At 44.3% G+C, this 21,270-nt stretch carries 16 protein-coding genes; 15 read left to right on the plus strand and 1 reads right to left on the minus strand.

The annotated features are described in order from the left end of the window. Window positions 1–2 precede the first annotated feature (2 nt). From A8805_RS11865 to A8805_RS11900, 8 genes are all read left to right on the plus strand, one after another. Window positions 3–1,007: an ABC transporter permease gene (locus A8805_RS11865; protein WP_109711370.1), complete on the plus strand. Its 1,005-nt coding sequence runs from the start codon at window positions 3–5 to the stop codon at window positions 1,005–1,007. 96 nt (window positions 1,008–1,103) lie between these two features. Next, window positions 1,104–2,228, plus strand: coding sequence for a substrate-binding domain-containing protein (locus A8805_RS11870; RefSeq protein ID WP_109711372.1), 1,125 nt, complete (start codon window positions 1,104–1,106; stop codon window positions 2,226–2,228). Window positions 2,229–2,592: 364 nt separating this feature from the next. Beyond that, window positions 2,593–2,682, plus strand: a complete 90-nt coding sequence (gene kdpF, locus A8805_RS11875; protein ID WP_109711374.1) for a K(+)-transporting ATPase subunit F — start codon at window positions 2,593–2,595, stop codon at window positions 2,680–2,682. Continuing rightward, a complete protein-coding gene (kdpA, locus tag A8805_RS11880; protein WP_109711376.1) occupies window positions 2,679–4,364 on the plus strand; it encodes a potassium-transporting ATPase subunit KdpA in 1,686 nt (561 codons plus the stop codon). Before kdpF ends, kdpA begins: the two co-directional genes overlap by 4 nt. A 15-nt stretch (window positions 4,365–4,379) precedes the next feature. Next, window positions 4,380–6,437, plus strand: coding sequence for a potassium-transporting ATPase subunit KdpB (gene kdpB, locus A8805_RS11885; protein WP_109711378.1), 2,058 nt, complete (start codon window positions 4,380–4,382; stop codon window positions 6,435–6,437). Window positions 6,438–6,448: 11 nt separating this feature from the next. Further along, the gene (kdpC, locus tag A8805_RS11890) at window positions 6,449–7,009 is read left to right on the plus strand and encodes a K(+)-transporting ATPase subunit C (protein ID WP_109711380.1); all 561 of its coding nucleotides are present in this window, start codon (window positions 6,449–6,451) and stop codon (window positions 7,007–7,009) included. A 121-nt stretch (window positions 7,010–7,130) separates the two neighbouring features. Continuing rightward, on the plus strand, window positions 7,131–9,821 hold the full coding sequence (locus A8805_RS11895) for a sensor histidine kinase (protein WP_109711382.1): 2,691 nt from the start codon (window positions 7,131–7,133) through the stop codon (window positions 9,819–9,821). Window positions 9,822–9,823: 2 nt separating this feature from the next. Continuing rightward, window positions 9,824–10,525, plus strand: coding sequence for a response regulator transcription factor (locus A8805_RS11900; RefSeq protein WP_109711384.1), 702 nt, complete (start codon window positions 9,824–9,826; stop codon window positions 10,523–10,525). Window positions 10,526–10,620: 95 nt separating this feature from the next. Here A8805_RS11900 and A8805_RS11905 read toward each other — a convergent pair whose 3' ends face one another. Continuing rightward, window positions 10,621–11,469, minus strand: a complete 849-nt coding sequence (locus A8805_RS11905; RefSeq protein ID WP_109711386.1) for an AraC family transcriptional regulator — start codon at window positions 11,467–11,469, stop codon at window positions 10,621–10,623. A 152-nt stretch (window positions 11,470–11,621) separates the two neighbouring features. On the opposite strand from A8805_RS11905, the gene A8805_RS11910 reads away from it, so the two are divergent. The 7 genes from A8805_RS11910 (at window position 11,622) to A8805_RS11940 (ending at window position 21,125) form a co-directional block, all read left to right on the plus strand. Continuing rightward, window positions 11,622–13,100: a rhamnulokinase gene (locus A8805_RS11910; protein WP_109711388.1), complete on the plus strand. Its 1,479-nt coding sequence runs from the start codon at window positions 11,622–11,624 to the stop codon at window positions 13,098–13,100. A gap of 14 nt (window positions 13,101–13,114) precedes the next feature. Continuing rightward, window positions 13,115–14,920: an L-fucose isomerase gene (locus A8805_RS11915; protein ID WP_109711390.1), complete on the plus strand. Its 1,806-nt coding sequence runs from the start codon at window positions 13,115–13,117 to the stop codon at window positions 14,918–14,920. A 70-nt stretch (window positions 14,921–14,990) separates the two neighbouring features. Beyond that, a complete protein-coding gene (locus A8805_RS11920; protein ID WP_109711392.1) occupies window positions 14,991–15,431 on the plus strand; it encodes an RbsD/FucU family protein in 441 nt (146 codons plus the stop codon). Between the two features lie 85 nt (window positions 15,432–15,516). Beyond that, a complete protein-coding gene (locus A8805_RS11925) occupies window positions 15,517–16,497 on the plus strand; it encodes a LacI family DNA-binding transcriptional regulator (RefSeq protein ID WP_109711394.1) in 981 nt (326 codons plus the stop codon). 410 nt (window positions 16,498–16,907) lie between these two features. Then, a complete protein-coding gene (locus tag A8805_RS11930) occupies window positions 16,908–18,806 on the plus strand; it encodes a PTS beta-glucoside transporter subunit IIBCA (protein ID WP_109711396.1) in 1,899 nt (632 codons plus the stop codon). Between the two features lie 41 nt (window positions 18,807–18,847). Next, complete coding sequence (locus A8805_RS11935) at window positions 18,848–20,269, plus strand: glycoside hydrolase family 32 protein (protein WP_109711398.1); 1,422 nt, start codon at window positions 18,848–18,850, stop codon at window positions 20,267–20,269. A 40-nt stretch (window positions 20,270–20,309) separates the two neighbouring features. Next, window positions 20,310–21,125: a glucosaminidase domain-containing protein gene (locus A8805_RS11940; RefSeq protein ID WP_181392814.1), complete on the plus strand. Its 816-nt coding sequence runs from the start codon at window positions 20,310–20,312 to the stop codon at window positions 21,123–21,125. The last annotated feature ends 145 nt before the right edge of the window (window positions 21,126–21,270 follow it).

Consider the following 21,270-nt stretch of genomic DNA (forward strand, 5'->3'; position numbering starts at 1 on the left):
AAATGGGAAAGAACGAGAAAAAGGGAAACGTATTTACCAATAACCCATTGGTAAGAGCGATTGGAACCCAGAAAATAGTTGTAGTCCTGGTGATTGTCCTGCTGGCTCTTTTCTTCAGTGTTATGAGTCCGGCGTTCCGCCAGTATGCAACAGTGGTCAGTATTTTTGATTATTCATACTACATCAGTTTTATGGCAATTGGTGTTACTTTTGCTTTGATTACCGGAGGAGTAGACCTCTCCATCGGGACCGGAATGATTGCCAGCGGTCTGATAGGAGGTTATCTGATTACCCATCAGGGAGTACCGGTTGGGGTCGGTATACTTGCTTCCGTAGTAGTGGGACTTTGCTTTGGGCTGTTCAATGCACTGCTTATTGCAGTGATGGATCTGCCGCCGTTTATTGGGACCCTTGGTACTATGATGATTGCCAGAGGGCTTGGCTCTATTCTGACAGGGGGCATGAGTATTACATGGCCTGCTGCAAGTGTTCCACAGGGATGGTTTCGGAGTATCTTTAAGATTAGTATAGGTACCATGAAGTTTCCTTTGGGGTTTGTGATTGTAGTCCTGGTTGTTATCCTGATGTCTACATTTTTGAACAAATCAAGACCAGGGCGTTACATCATTGCTATCGGAAGCAATAAGGAAGCTACAAGACTTTCCGGTATCAACGTTGTAAAATGGCAGTCATTGGCATATATCATTTCCGGTATCTTTACTGGAATCGCAGGTGTTGCTTATTCTGCAACCTTCCAGGCTGTAGCACCTGGAACAGGAGCCGGCCTTGAGCTGGATGCCATTGCCGGAGCAATCATCGGCGGAACTTCCATGACAGGTGGTTACGGAACAATTGCGGGAACACTGCTCGGTGTATTTGTAATGTCACTGCTTAAGACAGGGCTTCCGTTTATCGGATTGCAGGCGAACTGGCAGCAGATTATTACAGGTATTATCCTCATAGTAGCCGTATTGATTGATGTATTAAAAAACAGTAAACAGGTTTAGTCACAAGGAGATTTACAAATATCCTGATTAGGATTAACTCTGCCGGAGCTGGCAGTTTTAATAAAAAATCAAATTCCATAGGGAGGAAAGAAAGCAATGAAGAAAAAACTTTTAAGCGCATTGTTATGTGCAACACTCGTAGGAACCCTGGTGATTGGATGTGGTTCAAAAGCTGACAATTCATCCTCAGATGCAAAGACTGACGAGACATCCTCAGAAGAGAAGGCTTCTGGAGGGGACTTGAGCATTGAAATCGTATCAAAAGGATTCCAGCACCAGTATTGGCAGGCAGTTCTCAAGGGAGCTGAACAGAAAGCAGAAGAATTAGGCGTTAAGATTAACTTCGTAGGACCTAACTCAGAATCAGATATTGCAGACCAGGTACAGATGCTGCAGAGCGCCATCAATGCACAGCCAGGTGCAATTGCATTGGCAGCTCTTGATACAGAAGCTTGTCTGGATGCTATAACACAGGCTCAGTCTGCAGGAATCCCAATTGTTGGATTTGACTCCGGTGTTCCGGGAGCTCCGGACGGCGCAATCGTAGCGAACGCTTCTACAGATAACTATGCTGCAGGTGAACTGGCGGCAGAAGAAGGATACAAGGTCCTGAAAGACAGAATCGCAAATGCAAAAGAGCCGGTAAGAATCGGTGTCATGGGACAGGATGCAACATCTGAATCCGTTGTAAACCGTGGTCTTGGATTTATTGATAAAATTGCTGAACTGTGTGAAGCTGATGGTAAGACAGTTTCTGTTGAAGGAAATGACAGATACGTATCTGACTGTAAAGTTGAAAAAACAGACGGCGCTGACGTTATTATTGATATAGCAGTACCGGCACAGGTAACATCTGAGCTTTCTTCTCTGGACTGCCAGACACTGCTGAACAAAAAAGATATAATCTGTATTTATGGTTCTAACCAGCACTCTGGTGAGGCTATGGTAACAGGTGATGAAAACCTGAACAAATTTGGAAAAGAGGATGATCAGGTTGTAGGTATTGCATTTGACTCTGGTGAAGTTATTAAAAATGCAGTTAAAACAGGTAAATTTATTGGTGCTATCACACAGGCTCCGGTAAAAATGGGTGAAACAGTTGTTGAGCTTTGCGTAAAAGCTGCTAATGGCGAGTCCGTTTCTGACGTTGACACAGGATGCCAGTGGTACACAGCAGACAACATGGAAGACGCAGAAATCGCTCAAAACTTATATGACTAAATCTTGATACCAGAAACCCGGATTTGTTATCAAAGCTGATATAAACTGGGAATAGAAAGAGAGAACTTTTAGAGTCCTCCAATAAAGATGTTTACAAAATCATTGTTGTTTTGCATGACGGCAAAACGATTACAGATGAATTGTAAGTAATCTTTATTGGGGGACTTTATAGTCTGATTTAATAACCAAAGGAAATTGGAATCTAGACATTTTCTTGACATCTATCCAGCTCGAATTGACACCTCGTTGACCTCTTTTTTGTTATGATTAGCAGCGTAAAGAGCAGTGTTTCAGTAAAAACTGAAAAGCTGTGAATAATACAAAAATTTTTACAGCAGATCAAGTGAAGAGGAGATGAGAAAATATGGAAGTAGTTTTGGCAATTACAGGAATCATTGGATTTGCCTTAATGATTTACTTATTTTACGTATTGTTTCGGGGTGAGGAATTATGAATATGATTATTTTACAGGACATTATCTACCTTGTTCTTCTGGTCGGATTATCCATTCCGCTTGGAATCTATATGTACAAGGTACTGGCCGGTCAAAAGGTATTTTTATCCAGGGCGCTTGCCCCTATTGAAAACAAAATTTATAAAATAATGGGGGTCAGGAGCAGTGAAGGAATGGGAGCAAAAAAATATGCTCTTTCTGTTCTGGTATTTAGTGCAATCGGTTTGGTCTTTGTGTGGCTGGTGCAGATACTGCAGGGCTTGCTGCCGTTTAATCCGGCAGGAATTGAAGGCACAAGCTGGCATCTTGCATTTAATACTGCCGCAAGCTTTGTGTCTAACACCAACTGGCAGGCATATTCCGGAGAAACCGGATTATCGTATCTGACACAATTTTTGGGGCTTACTGTTCAAAATTTTGTATCAGCAGCAACGGGAATTGCTGTTCTATTTGCTCTGATCAGAGGATTTATTTTAAAGCAAAAAGAGGAGATTGGAAATTTCTGGGTGGATTTAACAAAAATAATACTATATATTCTGCTGCCGCTTTCTTTTGTAACAGCACTACTGCTTGTTTCACAGGGCATCGTACAAACCTTTGCCCCCTATAAAGAAGTAGCTATGCTTGAAAGTGGAGCCGCGCAAACCATTCCGCTTGGGCCGGCAGCAAGTCAGATTGCAATCAAGCAGCTGGGAACAAATGGCGGAGGCTTTTTCGGACTTAACTCTGCCTTCCCGCTGGAAAATGCCACATCATTTTCAAACTTAATAGAATGCTTGTTACTGTTACTGATTCCCGCTGCTCTTTGCATTACATTTGGAAAAGCGGTAAAGGACAGCCGTGAGGGAAGAGCAATTTATCTTGCAATGATGATTTTGTTTATTGCATGCGTTGGGGTTACAACGGTAAGTGAGCAGTATATGGGACCTTCTTTTGAAGGTGTTGCTGTTTCTGGCAGCATGGAGGGGAAAGAGGTCGTGCATGGCGTAGGCGCTTCCGCATTGTGGGCGGCAGCTACCACGGCGGCATCCAATGGCTCCGTAAATGCTATGCATGACAGTTTCACTCCATTAGGAGGAATGGTTCCCATGTTTTTGATGCAGCTTGGCGAAATTGTCTTTGGAGGCGCAGGCAGTGGATTATATGGAATGCTGGCCTTTGTACTGCTGACTGTATTTATCGCAGGGCTTATGGTAGGACGTACACCGGAATATCTGGGCAAGAAGGTAGAGCCTTATGATATGAGAATGGTCTGCCTGATTGTGCTTGCTCCCCTGATGTTCACACTTCTCGGAACTGCAGCCGCGGTTCTGATACCGGATGCCGGCTCATGGCTGACAAACTCGGGGGCACATGGGTTTTCTGAAATCCTTTATGGGTTCTCTTCCATGGCCAATAACAACGGAAGCGCTTTTGCCGGATTTCATGCAAACACCGTATTTACCAATGTAGCCGGCGGAATCATTATGCTGCTGACCCGTTTTATCCCTATGACGGCAGTTATTTTCCTTGCAGGAAATATGGCGAAGAAAAAGGCGGTTGCAGTCAGTGAGGGAACCTTACTGACAACGAATGCTATGTTTGTCGGACTTTTAATTGGTATCATTCTGATTGTCGGTGCACTGAGCTCTTTACCGGCACTGGCTTTGGGCCCTATTGCCGATTATTTTACAATGCGATAGAACGAGGTGATTTAAATGGAAAGGAAAAGTATGAATAGAAGTATTTTCGCGGATGCGCTGAGGCAGTCCTTTGCAAAACTTGCTCCTGGTATTCAGGTGAAAAATCCTGTTATGCTGGTGGTTTATCTAGGTGCGGTTCTGACCACTGTCCTGTATTTTTTGTCTCTTGCCGGGGTGAAAGATGAAAGCAGCGGATACATCCTTGCAATTTCTCTTATCTTATGGTTTACAGTGTTATTTGCTAATTTTGCAGAGGCCATTGCGGAAGGACGCGGACGCGCTCAGGCTGATACACTGCGCAAGGCACGTAAGGATGTCAGGGCAAAAAAGCTTAAGTCTGCCAATAACGTGAACGACTATACAGAAGTGTTCTCCGCCCAGCTAAAAAAGGGGGATATCGTCTATGTAAAAGCAGGAGAGCAAGTCCCAATGGACGGCGAGGTAATAGAAGGAGCCGCCTCTGTGGACGAAAGTGCGATTACAGGAGAATCCGCACCTGTTATCCGGGAATCCGGCGGTGACCGCAGCGCAGTTACCGGAGGCACCACACTGGTATCTGACTGGCTTGTGATTGAGATAACGGCTGAGACTGGAGAAAGCTTCCTGGATAAGATGATTTCTATGGTGGAGGGTGCATCCAGAAAAAAGACGCCCAATGAGATTGCGCTGCAAATCCTGCTGGTTACACTGACAATCATATTTTTGGTTGTTACGGCCACACTGCTTCCCTTTTCAAGTTTTGCGAGCAGTCAGGCAGAAGCCGGCTCGGCAATTTCCCTTACAAACGTCATCGCCCTTCTGGTCTGCCTTGCCCCTACAACAATTGGAGCGCTTTTATCCTCTATTGGGATTGCCGGTATGAGCCGTCTCAATCAGGCCAATGTACTTGCCATGAGCGGACGCGCTATTGAAGCAGCAGGAGATGTAGATGTGCTTTTGCTGGATAAGACTGGAACCATTACCCTGGGGAACCGTCAGGCAAGCAAATTTCTGCCGGTCAGCGGCGTCACGGAACAGGAACTGGCAGATGCCGCGCAGTTCTCCTCTTTGGCTGATGAAACTGCTGAGGGTAGAAGCATCGTGGTTCTGGCAAAAGAGAACTTTGGTATTCGGGGGCGGGAGCTCTCAAAGCTGAACGCCAGCTTCGTAGAATTTACGGCAAAAACAAGAATGAGCGGCATTGACTATCAGGATATTCAAATCCGCAAAGGTGCAGCAGAAGCGGTAAAGGCATTTGTGCTTGAAAATGGCGGTGTATATCCCGAAGAATGTGAACAGATTGTAAGACATGTCGCCGGAGTGGGCGGTACTCCGCTGGTAGTAGCAAAGAACAACCGGGTGCTTGGGGTTGTTTATTTAAAGGATATTGTAAAAAATGGTGTTAAGGAACGGTTTGAAGACCTGCGCAAAATGGGCATTAAAACCATTATGATTACGGGTGACAACCCCATGACTGCCGCAGCAATTGCTGCAGAGGCAGGGGTAGATGATTTTCTGGCGGAAGCGACGCCGGAAGCAAAGCTGGAGCTCATCCGGGATTATCAGGCCAAAGGACATCTGGTCGCTATGACTGGTGACGGCACTAACGATGCTCCGGCGCTGGCACAGGCAGATGTGGCCGTTGCAATGAATAGCGGTACGCAGGCGGCAAAGGAAGCAGGCAACATGGTAGACCTTGATTCCAGTCCTACCAAGCTCATTGACATTGTACGCATTGGAAAGCAGCTTCTGATGACCCGGGGTGCTTTGACAACCTTTAGTGTGGCAAATGATGTTGCAAAGTACTTCGCGATTATTCCGGTACTGTTTTTTGGAATCTACCCCCAGCTTGCTGTCCTAAATTTTATGGGGCTCACTAGTGCCACAACTGCGATTCTTTCAGCCATCATCTATAATGCGCTGATTATCATCGCGCTCATTCCGCTTGCCCTCAAGGGGGTAAAATACCGGGAACTTCCCGCCGGAAAACTGTTGGGGCAAAATATGCTGATTTATGGCCTGGGCGGCATTGCAGCGCCATTCATTGCCATCAAGGGTATTGATATGCTGCTCACTGCCTGCGGCATTGTATAAGGAGGATCAAAATGACTAAAACAATGAAAATATTACGTCCGGCATTTATGTGCTTTCTTATTATGACAATATTATGTGGCATACTTTATACAGTGGCGGTAACAGGAATTGCCCGGCTCATATTTCCCAGCCAGGCCGACGGAAGTATTATAACGGTTACATTAAAAGACGGATCACAGAAGGAATACGGCTCTGCATTCATTGCCCAGGAATTTACGAGGCCGGAATATCTGATTGGCAGACCGATGGGAACCACAAATCTCTCACCGGTAAGCAGTGAGCAAAAAGCGCTTGTTCAGGAACGTATTCAATGGCTGCAGTCCCTTGACCCGGAGAATACGGCTGATATTCCTATGGATTTGGTGACGGCATCCGGCAGCGGTGTGGACCCTAATATCACGCCGGAGGCTGCAGAGTATCAGGTAGCCCGCATCGCCAAAGAACGGGAAATGGGCGAGGATGATGTGAGAGCAGCAATTAAAAAATATACCACAGAACGGTTTTTAGGATTTTTAGGTGAGCCGGCGGTAAACGTTCTGAAGGTCAATTTAGCATTGGATGGACTACTGTGAGCCGCGCAGTATTTTAGCCTTAGAGGTCATACGTTTACGTATGGCCTTCTGGCATATATGATACCTTGCCATAAAAAATAATTGTGATATGATTGTTAAATATAAGAGGTGGTGAAGCAAAATGAATCAATTTGGCAAACGCCCTGATCCTGATGAACTTTTGGCAGATATAAAAACACAGCAGGGCGGCTTGGGGAAATTAAAAATTTTTTTCGGATATGCTGCCGGCGTAGGCAAAACCTATGCCATGCTGGATGATGCGCAGGAGCAGTACCGCTGCGGTAAAGATGTACTGGTTGGCTATGTGGAGCCTCATACCCGGCCGGAAACGATGCAGCATTTACAGGGGCTTCCTTCCCTGCCGCCCAGGACAGTTCTCTACTGTAATATTAAATTGAAAGAATTTGATCTGGATGAGGCACTTAAGCGGAAACCGGAATTAATCCTGGTAGATGAACTTGCACATACGAATGCTGAAGGTGTCAGAAACCGAAAACGTTTTCAGGATATCGAGGAGCTCTTGAATGCAGGAATTGATGTTTACACAACTGTAAATGTCCAGCATATTGAAAGCCTTAATGATGTGGTTGAAAACATAACCGGTATCCGGGTGAAAGAGACTGTGCCTGATTATATCTTTGACGGGGCCAATAAAATAAAACTGATTGATATTGAGCCGGATGAGCTGCTCAGACGTTTTGAAGATGGGAAGATTTATGAGCCTAAACGGGCTGAGACTGCCATGAATCATTTTTTTACCCAGGAAAATCTCAAGCTTTTGCGTGAAATTGCCATGCGTAAGGCTGCGGACAGAATCAGCAACGAAAACCAAAATGAACGCCGCACCACAGAAAAAATGGTGAATACGAAAATTCTGGTTTGTGTCGGGCCCTCGCCGTCCTCAGCGAAATGTATCCGATGGGCAGCCCGCGCTGCAGAGGCCTTTCACGCACATTGGGTTTCCCTTTATGTGGAAAGCATTGCAAGTGGTCAGTTAACGCTTGAACAGCAGAAAATGCTGAGAGAGAACATGGACCTGGCAGAGAGGCTGGGGGCGGAAGTCGCTACAATCACAGGCCCCGACATCGCGGTATCCGTATCCGAGTATGCAAAATTATCCGGAATCACAAACATCGTGGTGGGGAAAAGCCGTAATAAGAAAACCCCCATGAATCTATTTGAAATGGATTTTGAGGATAAGCTCATTTCTCTTTTGCCAAGTATAGAGGTTCATATTATCCCTGACCCTGAGGTCCGCCGGGACTATAAAAAACGGCGGAAAGCAATTCAAAAGGGAAACCTGAATTTTTCATGGAGCGACTGTATAAAAACGGCCGGCCTTGTGACAGGTACCACGCTTATATCTTTTTGCCTCAAAATGATAGGAATCGGCGATCAGAATATCATTATGACTTACATTCTATCGGTGCTCATTATATCCAGAATTACAAGAGGGCATATTTATGGTATCCTTGCGTCAGTTGCCAGTGTTTTGATTTTTAATTTCTTTTTTACCGAACCGTTATATTCATTTGATGCGATTCGAGTGGGTTATCCCATAACATTTCTGATTATGCTGCTGGTAGCTTTAATCACAAGCACACTGACCGTAAGAATGAAGACACAGGCAAAGCTGGCGGTGCAAAGAGAACGCCGTACAGAGGTACTCTATGAAATTAACAAGAAGCTGCTTGCTACAAGGGGCCTTGAAAACATTGTCTCATTAACCAATAAATATGTGGTGAATCTGTTTGAACGCTCTGTTGTCTTCTTTTCCTTAGATCCTGAATCGGGAACAGAGGGCAGCGCTATGCAGGCAGCCGGGGATGTGGAGGGGATAGTTTTGAACTCCGGAGAGGAAAAAGCTGTGGCACATTGGGTATTTGTGAATCAAAAGCGGGCGGGAGCCGGAACTGATACACTGAGGGGTTCTGTTGGGTTTTATATGCCGGTTATATCCCAGGGAAAAGTACTTGCCGTTTTGGGAATTTCCTGCGGGAAAGGGCCCCTCAGCCACAATACCCGGCAGTTTCTGCGTATGATTGCCTCACAGGTGGCAATGGCGCTGGAACGGCAGCGCCTTTCAGATGAGCAGCGCAGTATTATGGTGGATGCGGAAAAAGAAAAAATGAGAAGCAATTTGCTGCGGGCCATCGCCCATGACCTGCGTACGCCTCTTTCTGGAATTCTTGGAGCCAGTTCGGCAATACGTGAGAATAAGGATACTTTGGATGAAAATACACGTGATAAGCTGAATACAGATATACAGGAAGAAGCTCAATGGCTTATACGAATGGTAGAAAATCTCCTGTCGGTGACCAGAATAAATGAGGGAGAATCCAAGGTTACCAAGAGTCCTGAGGCATCGGAAGAAGTAGTGGCGGAGGCAGTCAGCCGGATTAAAAAAAGGTTTCCTGATCACAAAATTGATGTTTCTGTGCCGGATGAATTGCTGGAAGTTCCTATGGACGGTACCTTAATTGCACAAGTGTTGATTAACCTGCTTGAAAATGCAATCAAGCACTCCCCCAGCACTGCTCCCGTTGAGGTTATTTTAAAAAAGAACGAAAATTTAGCCGTATTTGAGGTGCTTGACTATGGAAAGGGAATCGCGGACGAGGATTTTCCTTATCTTTTTACAAGTTATGTTCCCAACGGCAATAAGAGCCCGGACTTTTCCCGGGGAATGGGAATTGGCCTGTCCATCTGTATGACCATCATAAAGGCACACAATGGGACAATGGAAGCCGGTAACCGCAAAGAGGGCGGTGCTGTATTTAAATTTACACTGCCGCTGGAAGGAAGTGAATAACTATGATGAAACCAATGATTCTCGTTATCGAGGATGAAGAAGCAATCTGCAATTTTATAACAGCAATATTGAACTCAAATGGATATCAGGTCATTAAGACTAATACAGGGAAGGAAGGGATTTCCATTGCGGCATCTTATTCTCCGGATGTGATTCTTCTGGATCTTGGCCTGCCTGACATAGACGGTGTGGAGGTACTAAAAAGTATCCGGGAATGGTCTAAGATACCGGTTGTGGTAGTCTCCGCGCGGGGACACGAGCGGGAAAAAGTAGAAGCGCTTGATTTAGGAGCTGATGATTATATTGTAAAACCCTTTGGCACCTCAGAGCTTCTTGCCAGAATCCGGACAGCACTGCGTCATAGTCCTCAAAGCATGGGAACTGAAGCCCGGGGTGAGGAGAAAATAACTGTTGGGGAGCTTGAAATTGACTACAGAAAACGGTCGGTTTTTCTTGCAGGAAAGGCGGTGCATCTGACGCCGGTTGAGTATAAAATCATGGCCCTTCTATTCAAAAATGCAGGGAAGGTTCTGACCCATGACTATATTATGAGGGAAGTATGGGGATTGTATGCCGGAGACAGCCACACACTTCGCGTTAATATGGCAAATATCCGAAGGAAAATTGAGTCAAATCCCGGTGTACCTAAATATATTTTAACGGAGATGGGAGTAGGATACCGGATGGTTGAGGAACTGTACTAAGGAAGTACGGCGTATGAACGGGCATGACAAAGCTGTGTGACCGCAAATGGATGAAAGGTATCCGGAAAAAAGAAAGGTCCAGCTCCAAAACAATGTCAGGCCTTCAGATATTGTTTTGGAGTTGTACCTTTATACTTTTTAAAGGTCTTTATAAAGTAGCTCAGATCATTGAAGCCGGAATTGTATGCCACTTCGGTGATAGACTGGTCCGTTGTGAGAAGCTGATAGCAGGCACGTTCTATCCGGTAATAATTCAGGTAATCCACAGGTGTGCGGTGTGTCATTTCCTGAAAAAAGCGGCAGAAGTATTTGGGGGACATATGAACAATATCTGACATCTCTTTCAGTGAAAGCTGGGTGTGATAGGAAGACTCCATAAATTCCAGCGCAGTTTTAAGCTGGATGATACGCCGGTGGTTTCTGGGAGGGCTTGCAGGAGCCGGATTATAATAATTTTTGGAAAAAATAATTCCAATCAGTTGATACAGGGTGCCCAGTACAGACAACTGATATCCCTCTCTTTTGGAAGTGATGGCATCAAACATGGACCAGACTGTTTGGTGGATATCGTTATAAGTCTCCGGGTAAACGTAAATAAGCTCCACCTCATGGTCAATAATCTGGCGGATGAGCTTGCAGCAGGAGTCATTTTTATTCATTAACATATTCATATCGAAGACGATACATTCATAAGTACAGTCTCTTGGAGCTCCGGCATGAAGGGCACCTGCAGGAATAATAATAGAAGATCCCTGTGAAACAGTGTATTCCTGATCATCTATGGAAAGGTGGAAAGTCCCTTTTAAAATACGGATGATTTCAAATTCCACGTGCCAGTGGAAGGACATAATGTATTGCGGATGTGTGGGGGAAATATGATGAAATTCCAATGGAAAGTCAGCAGTGCCCCTCTGCCAGCTTTCCCGGTAATTGACATATTGCATAAATCTCCTTTATGTGAATATTGTTATATTTTTTACCATTATAGCACAAGTATCTTTTGAGGGACAATGGTAAAATATAACCAATGATACGAATAACCAGCGAAGCGGATTGAAAATATCCGCTTTGCATGCGTTGATAAGGAGGAAGAAGGGTGAATAATGACAAGAAACAGGTGCTTGCATTTGATTTTGGAGCTTCTAGCGGACGTGCCATTCTGGGAACCCTGGAAGACGGGAAAATATGCATGAAAGAGGTACACCGTTTTTCAAATGACCCGGTTATCGTTGGAAAGACAATGTACTGGGACACATTGAGACAGTTTTTTGAGATAAAACAGGGTATTATTAAAGCAAAAAAACAGGGTGGTTTTGAAAGTATTGGAATTGATACATGGGGTGTCGACTTTGGTCTTTTGGATGAACACGGGGTATTGCTGGAAAGCGCCATACATTACCGGGATGACAGGACACTTGGAATGCAGGAGGAAGTATTTAAGAAAGTTCCCAAAGCTGAATTATATGATATGACAGGAAACCAGTTTGAGAATTTTAATACGGTATTTCAGCTTTATGCATTAGCACAGAAGAGACCCTGGATTCTGGAGAGGGCGGACAAGTTTTTGCTGACACCGGATTTATTTAACTACTTCCTGACAGGAGAGAAGAAGGCAGAGTACACCATGGCTACAACCACGCAGCTCATGGACGCAAGGAATAAGGAGTGGTCTGCTGAGATTCTGAATGGACTTGGGATTCCAACAGACATTTTCCCGGAGATTGTCCCCAGTGGTACAGTAGTGGGTGCTTTGAGTGAGGATATATGTGAAGAGCTTGGTGTACAGCCGGCAAAAGTAATTGCGGTTGCAAGTCATGATACGCAAAGTGCTGTAGTAGCTGTACCGACACAGGAGGAAGATTTCATATTCATAAGCTGCGGAACATGGAGCCTGTTTGGAACCGAACTAAGGGCACCGGTTATCGGAGAAAAATCTCTGGAGTGCAATGTAAGCAATGAAGGCGGCTACGGTAATACCACCACATTATTGAAAAACATCAGTGGGCTGTGGCTTGCGCAGGAAAGCAGAAGACAGTGGATCCGGGAAGGCCAGGAATATTCCTTTGGGGAGTTAGAGCAGATGGCTATGCAGGCTGAACCTTTCCAGAGCTTTGTTGACCCTGATGCGCCGGAATTTATTCCAGCAGGAAATATACCGGAGCGTATCCGGAAATTCTGTGAAAGGACAGGACAGAAAGTTCCGGAGACAGTGGGTGAGATTATGTGCTGTATTAATCAGAGTCTGGCGCTGAAATACAGATATGCACTGGAGCAGATTGAAGCATGTACCGGAAAGCATTATCTGACCATCCATATGATTGGCGGAGGAATCCAGAGTAAGCTGCTGTGCCGGATGACTGCAGGAGCCAACGGACGTAAAGTGATTGCAGGACCGGTAGAAGCAACGGCACTTGGAAATATTGCAGTGCAGTTTATGTCTCTTGGAGAAATTAAGGACATGAGTGAGGCAAGGCAGATTATTGCAAATTCAGAAAAAACGTATGAGTACATTCCCAAGGACAGCGAAAAGTGGGATGCAGCATATGAAAAATTTAAAAAAATTATTCAAAAATAAGGAGGAAACAAATCATGGCAGAATCAAGGCTTATCGGAAGCTATCCGGTAATCGGTATCAGACCTACTATTGACGGAAGAAGAGGAGTACTTAAAGTACGCGAATCTTTGGAAGAGCAGACCATGAACATGGCAAAATCTGCTGCAAAGTTATTTGAAGAAAATCTGAAGTATTCAAACGGAGAACCTGTAAAGGTTGTTATTGCTGATACCACAATTGGACGTGTTGCAGAAGCTGCTGCATGTGCAGATAAGTTCAGAAAAGAAGGCGTTGACATTACAGTCACTGTAACACCTTGCTGGTGCTATGGTGCAGAGACAATGGATATGGACCCGCAGACCATCAAGGCTGTATGGGGATTCAACGGAACAGAAAGACCGGGTGCAGTTTATCTTGCCTCCGTACTGGCTACACATACACAAAAAGGACTTCCGGCATTTGGGATCTACGGCCATGATGTTCAGGAAGCTGATGACACAGAAATTCCTTGTGATGTAAAAGAAAAGTTATTGAGATTCGGACGTTCTGCTGTTGCAGCAGCAACAATGAGAGGTAAATCTTATCTGCAGATTGGTTCTATCTGTATGGGAATCGGCGGGTCTATTATTGATCCTGCATTTATCGAAGAATATCTTGGTATGCGTGTGGAATCTGTAGATGAAGTAGAAATCATCCGCCGTATGACAGAAGGAATCTATGATGAAGCAGAATATCAAAAAGCTCTTGCATGGACAAAAGAAAAATGCAAGGAAGGCTTTGACAAGAATCCTGAAGAGCGTCAAAAAACCAGAGAGCAGAAAGACTCTGATTGGGAATTCGTAGTAAAAATGATGTGCATCATCAAAGATATGATGAACGGCAATCCAAACCTGCCGGATGGAGCCGAGGAAGAAAGAGTAGGACACAATGCTCTGGCAGCAGGCTTCCAGGGACAGAGGCAGTGGACAGACTTCTATCCGAACTGCGATTTTGCAGAGGCTATGCTTGCTACATCCTTTGACTGGAACGGAGCAAGAGAACCTTATGTTCTGGCAACGGAGAACGATGTTCTGAACGGACTTGGAATGATGTTCACAAAGCTGCTTACCAACTCTGCACCTATTTTTGCGGATGTTCGTACTTATTGGAGCCCGGATGCTGTAAAGAAGGCAGCAGGAGGTTATGAGCTGGAAGGCTATGCAAAAGAATCTGACGGATTCATCCATCTGATTAACTCAGGTGCAGCATGTCTGGATGCAAACGGACAGGCAAAAGATGCAGACGGAAACGGATGCATGAAGCCATGGTATGAGGTGACAGAAGCAGACCAGGAAGCAATATTGAATGCTACAACATGGAACTATGCAGACCTTGGATATTTCAGAGGAGGCGGATATTCCTCCAGATTTGTGACAGAAGCAGAGATGCCTGTAACAATGATTCGTCTGAACCTTGTGAAGAACTTAGGACCAATGCTTCAGATTGCTGAAGGCTGGACCGTAAAACTTCCGGATGAGGTAACAGATGTACTTTGGAAGAGAACAGACTATACATGGCCATGTACATGGTTTGCACCAAGAATGACAGGTAAGGGTGCATTTACATCTGCTTATGATGTAATGAATAGCTGGGGGGCTAACCACGGTGCAATCAGCTATGGACATATTGGAGCTGATTTGATTACACTTTGCTCTATGCTGAGAATTCCGGTAGCAATGCATAATGTTCCGGAGGAGAAAATCTTCAGACCTACATCCTGGAACGCATTCGGACAGGATAAGGAAGGCCAGGATTACAGAGCGTGCCAGGCATATGGACCGCTGTACAAATCCATCAGATAGTATATATTATTTTTAAGAGGGCAGGGTTGAAAGAGAATCTTTCAACCTTGTCTTACATAAGGAGGCAAATATGTTAAAAGGAATTCCATCAATTTTATCACCTGAATTATTAAAAGTATTATGCGAGATGGGCCACAGTGACAGACTTGTTATCTCTGACGGGAATTTTCCGTCAGAATCTATGGGCCGGGATGCAATCGTAATCCGCTGCGACGGACATGGTGTGCCGGAAATACTGGAGGCAATCCTCAAGGTTTTTCCATTGGATACTTATGTTGAAAAACCAATGAATCTAATGGAAGTTATGCCGGGAGACCATGTAGAGACACCTATCTGGGACACATATAAGGAAATCGTTTCAAAATATGATGAAAGAGGTGCGGAAGCTGTCGGAAACATAGAACGCTTCAAGTTCTATGATGAATCAAGGACAGCTTATGCAATTGTTGCTACAAGTGAAAAAGCACTTTATGCAAATATTATGCTGCAAAAAGGTGTGGTGGCCGAATAACAAAATAAAATGTCAGTAGAACTTTAATTGCCAATATGATATCATCGTTATATATAACATTAGAGATAAACGAGGAACATAGGTTATGACAATCACAGAGATTGCAAAGATGGCAGGAGTTTCTGTATCTGCCGTTTCGAGATACCTGAATGACGGGTATATCAGCGATGAGAAAAGAAAAAAGATTAAAGCGGTTATTGATAAAACGGGATACAAGCCATCTAAGCAGGCGCAGATTTTAAGGACGAAAAAATCAAAGGTAATTGGAGTAATCCTGCCCAAAATCAGTTCGGAATCCATTGCCAGGGTAGCTGACGGCATCAGCTCGGTACTTTCGAAAGCGGGGTATCAGATGCTTCTGGCAAGTACGGAGAATAATCCCAAGAAAGAGATTGAATATCTGAATCTCCTGCAGAATAACCCGGTAGATGGGATTTTGTTCTCGGCATCGGTTTATGATAAGATGCACCAGGAATCGCTGAAAAAGCTGAATATACCTGTAGTGGTCATCAGCCAGCAGTTTGATGGGTTTGCCTGTGTCTATCATGATGACTATGGTGCGGCAAAGGCAATGACAAAGCTGCTTCTTGAAAGTGGGAAAAAGAAGGTTGCACACATGGGCGTCATCCAAAGTGATGAGGCGGCAGGAAAGAGCAGGACAGAAGGCTACAAGGATGCCATGAGAGAATATGGAATGGAAGTGTCTGCCAGTATGATGGTAACTGCCGGATTTACCATGGATGCAGGGTACGAGAGTATGCAGAAGCTCCTGAGAAAATGTCCCAGGCTGGATGGAGTGTTCTGTGCGACAGACACTTTAGCAGTAGGAGCATTGACTTGCCTAAAGGATATGGGACGTAAGGTGCCGGACGAAGTTGCGGTAGCAGGAATCGGACATAACCGGGTATCCAGAGTGGTGACACCCAGGCTTACCACAGCACATCTTTTTTACCGGACAAGTGGGATAGAGGCAGCAAATCTGCTTTTAGAGATGATAGATCATCAGGATAATATTTGCAGGCAGACAAAACTGGGATATGAGGTTATACGAGCTGAAAGCGTATAAAAATTTAAGAAAAGGCAGAGGGTATTGTGGCAGTTCCACATATTCTCTGCTTTTTTTATACAATAGGAAACTGCGTGTTTCCTATTGTATAAAAACCTCCGGGGGATCGCACTGCGGCGTCAAGGAAGATGTTGCTATCGCAACTCAACCCAGGCGGAGAATCTCGCAAGCGAGATTCTTTCTTGATTATAATAAATATTCCTGCTCAATTTTGTGTTATACAAAGTTTGTAAAATATAGCCAAAAAATAACTTGCAAATTTGTATTATCTACCTATTTACAGATAAAAAAAATATGTTAAAATGTAATCAATATATGAAATCGATTTCATATATAAAGATGCAAAATAACAAATAAATCAGTAAATAATATATAATATTACTGATAACGTTATCATGAGGGAGGTCATTATGGACTATCATTCAATAGCCGGACAGATTTTAGAAAAAGTAGGCGGGAAAGAAAACTTGATTTCAGCAGCGCATTGCGCCACGAGACTGCGTCTTGTTGTAGCTGACAATGCCAGGTGTGACAGTAAAGCGGCAGAGAACATTGACGGAGTAAAGGGAGTATTTTTTGCATCCGGACAAATGCAGATTATATTAGGGACCGGTACGGTAAATAAGGTATATGATGAATTTATTAAAATTGCCGGCATTTCTGAGGCAAGTAAGGAAGATGTAAAGAGAGAAGCGGCAAAAAAGGGAAACCTGTTCCAAAGAGTAATTAAGACAATAGGTGATATTTTTGTTCCTATTATTCCAGCCATTGTGGCAAGCGGATTCCTGATGGGACTTATGGAATCACTGAATTTCATGGTAAACAACGGATTTCTGGATATTAATACAAATGGCTCTATTTATCAGTTTGCGGTGTTATTCAGTAATGTGGCGTACATATTCCTTCCAATCCTGATTGCGTTCAGTGCAGCAAAGGTATTTGGTGCGAATCCATTTCTGGGTGCTGTCATCGGAATGATTATGATTCATCCGAACTTACAGAATGCATGGACGGTTGCTTCGGAAGGGGTGCAGAAGACACAGGAAGTATTTTTCGGACTCTGGAAAATTGATATGGTAGGATATCAAGGGCATGTGATTCCTGTTATCATTGCGGTTTTTGTTTTGAGCAGCATTGAAAAAAGACTGCATAAGATTGTTCCTCCTATGTTTGATTTGTTTGTAACACCGCTGGTCAGTGTTTTCGTAACTGGTTATCTTACCCTGGCTGCAATCGGGCCGGTATTTGTACTTCTTGAAAATGGCCTGTTGGATGGAATCCAGAAATTGCTGACACTGCCCTTTGGAATTGGAAGCTTTATTATGGGCGGAGTATATTCAACTACTGTTGTTTCTGGTATTCACCATATGTATACAGTTATTGATTTGGGACAGCTGGCGAAATTCGGCTTTACATTCTGGCTGCCCCTTGCATCGGCAGCAAATGTGGCCCAGGGCGGAGCTGCATTTGCAGTAGCATTAAAGAGCAAAAATAAAAAAATGAAATCTGTAGCACTTCCGTCAGCGTTAAGCGCATGTATGGGAATTACAGAACCAGCAATATTCGGTGTTAATCTTCGTCTTGTAAGGCCATTTATTGCCGCAGCTATCGGTGGAGCATGTGGAGCACTGTATGCATCAATTGTACATTTGGGAGCTACCGGAACAGGTGTAACAGGTATCTTTGGAATTCTTCTGCATCTGCACAGCCCGCTGAACTATTTCATTGCTATGGCAATTGCTTTTGGAGTAGCTTTTGTACTGACAGGAATATTAGGATTCAAAGAAGATACCGAAAATACAGAAGCTCTGGCTGCTGCAGAAACTCCGGTTGTTGGGGAGGTTCCGGCTGACACAGAGATTCCAGATGCACCGGTGGTTCAGAAAAAGGGAGGAAGCCTGAGTCTTGTATGCCCTATTAAGGGAGAAGTGATTCAGTTATCGGAAGTGCCGGACCAAACCTTTGCCTCCGGGGTTCTGGGCGATGGGATTGGAGTAAATCCAGTGGAAGAAAAGGTCTATGCACCCTTTGACTGCACTGTAGCCACTGTGTTTGATACAAAGCATGCCATCGGTCTTGAGACTCAGGATGGTGTGGAGCTTTTAATTCATGTAGGGCTGGATACGGTGAGTTTAAACGGGGAACCTTTTACCGTACATGTGGAGACAGGACAGAAGGTAAAAGCGGGAGAAATGCTGGCGGAATTTGATATGGAAAAGATAAAAGCAGCAGGGTTTGAGACGGTTAGTCCAATCATTGTGACAAATCCTGGTGATTATGAAGATATTGAAATTGTACAGAGACAATAACAGCGGATTGAAAATGTCTGCTTTCATGGAGGAGTATGTTTATGTTAGAAATGAATGAGACAGATTGCTGGAGGCTGGGGCTGCATCTGATGCCGCCCACAGGCTGGCTCAATGACCCTAACGGATTATGCCAGTTCAAAGGTGTATATCATGTTTTCTTTCAATATACCCCGGATAATCCAAATGGAGGAAGAAAGTATTGGGGCCATTATATAAGCTCTGACCTTTTAAGTTGGACATATGAAGGAATTGCGCTTTCACCGGAGGAATCATTTGAACGCCATGGAGTGTATTCCGGCTCTGCCTTAATTGCAGAGGGGCGGATGAACCTGTATTATACAGGAAATGTAAAGTTAGAGGGAAATTACAACTATATTACAGACGGACGCCAGGGGAATACCGTATCTGCGTTCAGTGAGGACGGCAGAACATTCGGCGGGAAAAAGCTTCTTCTGACAAACGCAGATTACCCGGATCATGTGACCTGCCATGTACGGGACCCCAAGGTGGTGACTGGAAAAAGCATTGGTATTGGGGATGACGGCTGTTATATGTTCCTGGGGGCAAGAACAAAGGAAGATGAAGGCCAGATATTGGTATATGGAAGTACCGGACTGGAGCGCTGGGAGCTGAAAAATATACTTAGGGCAGAAGAAAAGTTTGGCTACATGTGGGAGTGCCCTGATGCATTTTTGCTGGGTGATAAAAAAATACTAAGCGTTTCTCCTCAGGGAGTGGAACCAAAAGGGATAGACTATCAAAATCTTTACCAGTCGGGTTATTATGAACTGGAGGGCTCTTTTGATGGAGATTACCGGTTGAAGAACTTTAAAGAGTGGGACAGAGGCTTTGATTTTTATGCCCCTCAGAGTTTTCTGGACGAACAGGGAAGGAGAATATTGATAGGATGGATAGGGATGCCCGATGATTCATCCCAGAGTAATCCCACAGTAGAGAAAGGATGGCAGAATGCTCTGACCGTACCCCGTACAGTCTTTTTGAAGGATGAAAAAGTTATGCAGTATCCAGTAGAAGAAATGCTGAAGCTGCGGAAAAAAGAGCAGACACTGGAACCTGACAGCATATCCAAAGAAATGAAAATGTATGATGTGGAAATGGCCATTTCGGATGATTCAGATGTCATTGTCAAAATTAGTGATGCTGTTACGCTTCATTATATAAAAGCAGACAGGAGATTTACCCTTTCCTTTGATTTAGAGAAAAATCTGGGGTACGGAAGGAAAAGCAGAGCCGTATACCTGGAGGAATTCAGGTCTATGCGTATGCTGGCAGATACCTCCTGCCTTGAAATTTATTTAAACGGAGGGGAAGAAGTATTTACCAGCCGTTTCTATCCAGAGGAAGGAAAAAGCAGCTTTGAGTTAGTGAAAGGGAAGGCAGAAATAAAATATTGGGAGTTAGATTCTTTTTGCATATTGCCATCGTCCGGGCATATATTGTAAAGTATTAGAAGCAATGTAAGTTTGGACAAGGGTGATGGGTATGAAGTTTAAAGATTTTAATAAGAATAAGATAAAAATCTGGCTGGAACTGGGGATGGCTCTTCTGCTGGTTCTTGTCATCGGAATTGCCGGGAATAGAGGCGCGTTCGAGAAAAAGAATGAAAAGTCGGGAGTAGAACAGAGTGCCCGGGAAGAAGCGCTCGAGAAGGCGGAAGCGGAAAATGCTGCGGCAAAACAGGAAGACAGCGGGAAAGCGGAGACAGAAAAGGCGGCACAGGATAAGGAAGCCACAGAGCAGACAGAAGAAGTGATTGCCCAGGGACAATATCCAATTATGGGAAAAAGTTCTGTGACGGTGGAGCAGATGGTGAAATATTTTGAATCCAGCGGTGAAAAATATCCGGCAGAGATACTGGAAAAGGGCGGTGCGGACAGTATTGAGACTTTTTGCCAGCTGTATTATGATGAAGCCATTGCAGAAGGTGTGCGTCCGGAAGTGGCCTTTGTACAGACTATGAAGGAGACAGGATGGCTGCAGTACGGCGGAGATGCTTCCATTGAGCAGTTTAATTTTGCGGGACTTGGAACTACAGGCGGGGGTGTGCCGGGAAATTCTTACTCTGATGTCAGGACAGGAATCCGTGCACAGATACAGCATTTAAAAGCTTATGCCACGGCGGATGCCTTAAAGCAGGAGTGTGTGGATGACCGGTATGAATATGTAACAAAAGGATCTGCTCCTTACGTGGAATGGCTGGGGCAGCAGGAGAACCCGGAGGGCCACGGCTGGGCCACGGCAGACCAGTATGGATATTCTATCGTAGATATGATTTCAAAATTAAAGGCTTTAAAATAATTGGCATTTCATAATTTGGTGAGAAGCGATATTTTTTTGCTTTATGGAGATGTTATGTTGTAAATAATTATACTTAGTGGATGCGCCAGTTATTTAATTTACGTTGTAGTATATAATAATAATTAAAACACATTCAACAATTGAC

This window comes from Faecalicatena contorta (genome assembly GCF_003149105.1).
Classification (GTDB): domain Bacteria; phylum Bacillota; class Clostridia; order Lachnospirales; family Lachnospiraceae; genus Muricomes; species Muricomes contortus_C.

Excerpts from the sequence above, each read along its gene's own strand:
- A8805_RS11865 (WP_109711370.1), top strand. The coding sequence starts at position 3 with ATGGGAAAGAACGAGAAAAAGGGAAACGTATTTACCAATAACCCATTG.
- A8805_RS11870 (WP_109711372.1), top strand. The coding sequence starts at position 1,104 with ATGAAGAAAAAACTTTTAAGCGCATTGTTATGTGCAACACTCGTAGGA.
- kdpF (WP_109711374.1), top strand. The coding sequence starts at position 2,593 with ATGGAAGTAGTTTTGGCAATTACAGGAATCATTGGATTTGCCTTAATG.
- kdpA (WP_109711376.1), top strand. The coding sequence starts at position 2,679 with ATGAATATGATTATTTTACAGGACATTATCTACCTTGTTCTTCTGGTC.
- kdpB (WP_109711378.1), top strand. The coding sequence starts at position 4,380 with ATGGAAAGGAAAAGTATGAATAGAAGTATTTTCGCGGATGCGCTGAGG.
- kdpC (WP_109711380.1), top strand. The coding sequence starts at position 6,449 with ATGACTAAAACAATGAAAATATTACGTCCGGCATTTATGTGCTTTCTT.
- A8805_RS11895 (WP_109711382.1), top strand. The coding sequence starts at position 7,131 with ATGAATCAATTTGGCAAACGCCCTGATCCTGATGAACTTTTGGCAGAT.
- A8805_RS11900 (WP_109711384.1), top strand. The coding sequence starts at position 9,824 with ATGATGAAACCAATGATTCTCGTTATCGAGGATGAAGAAGCAATCTGC.
- A8805_RS11905 (WP_109711386.1), bottom strand. The coding sequence starts at position 11,469 with ATGCAATATGTCAATTACCGGGAAAGCTGGCAGAGGGGCACTGCTGAC.
- A8805_RS11915 (WP_109711390.1), top strand. The coding sequence starts at position 13,115 with ATGGCAGAATCAAGGCTTATCGGAAGCTATCCGGTAATCGGTATCAGA.
- A8805_RS11920 (WP_109711392.1), top strand. The coding sequence starts at position 14,991 with ATGTTAAAAGGAATTCCATCAATTTTATCACCTGAATTATTAAAAGTA.
- A8805_RS11925 (WP_109711394.1), top strand. The coding sequence starts at position 15,517 with ATGACAATCACAGAGATTGCAAAGATGGCAGGAGTTTCTGTATCTGCC.
- A8805_RS11930 (WP_109711396.1), top strand. The coding sequence starts at position 16,908 with ATGGACTATCATTCAATAGCCGGACAGATTTTAGAAAAAGTAGGCGGG.
- A8805_RS11935 (WP_109711398.1), top strand. The coding sequence starts at position 18,848 with ATGTTAGAAATGAATGAGACAGATTGCTGGAGGCTGGGGCTGCATCTG.
- A8805_RS11940 (WP_181392814.1), top strand. The coding sequence starts at position 20,310 with ATGAAGTTTAAAGATTTTAATAAGAATAAGATAAAAATCTGGCTGGAA.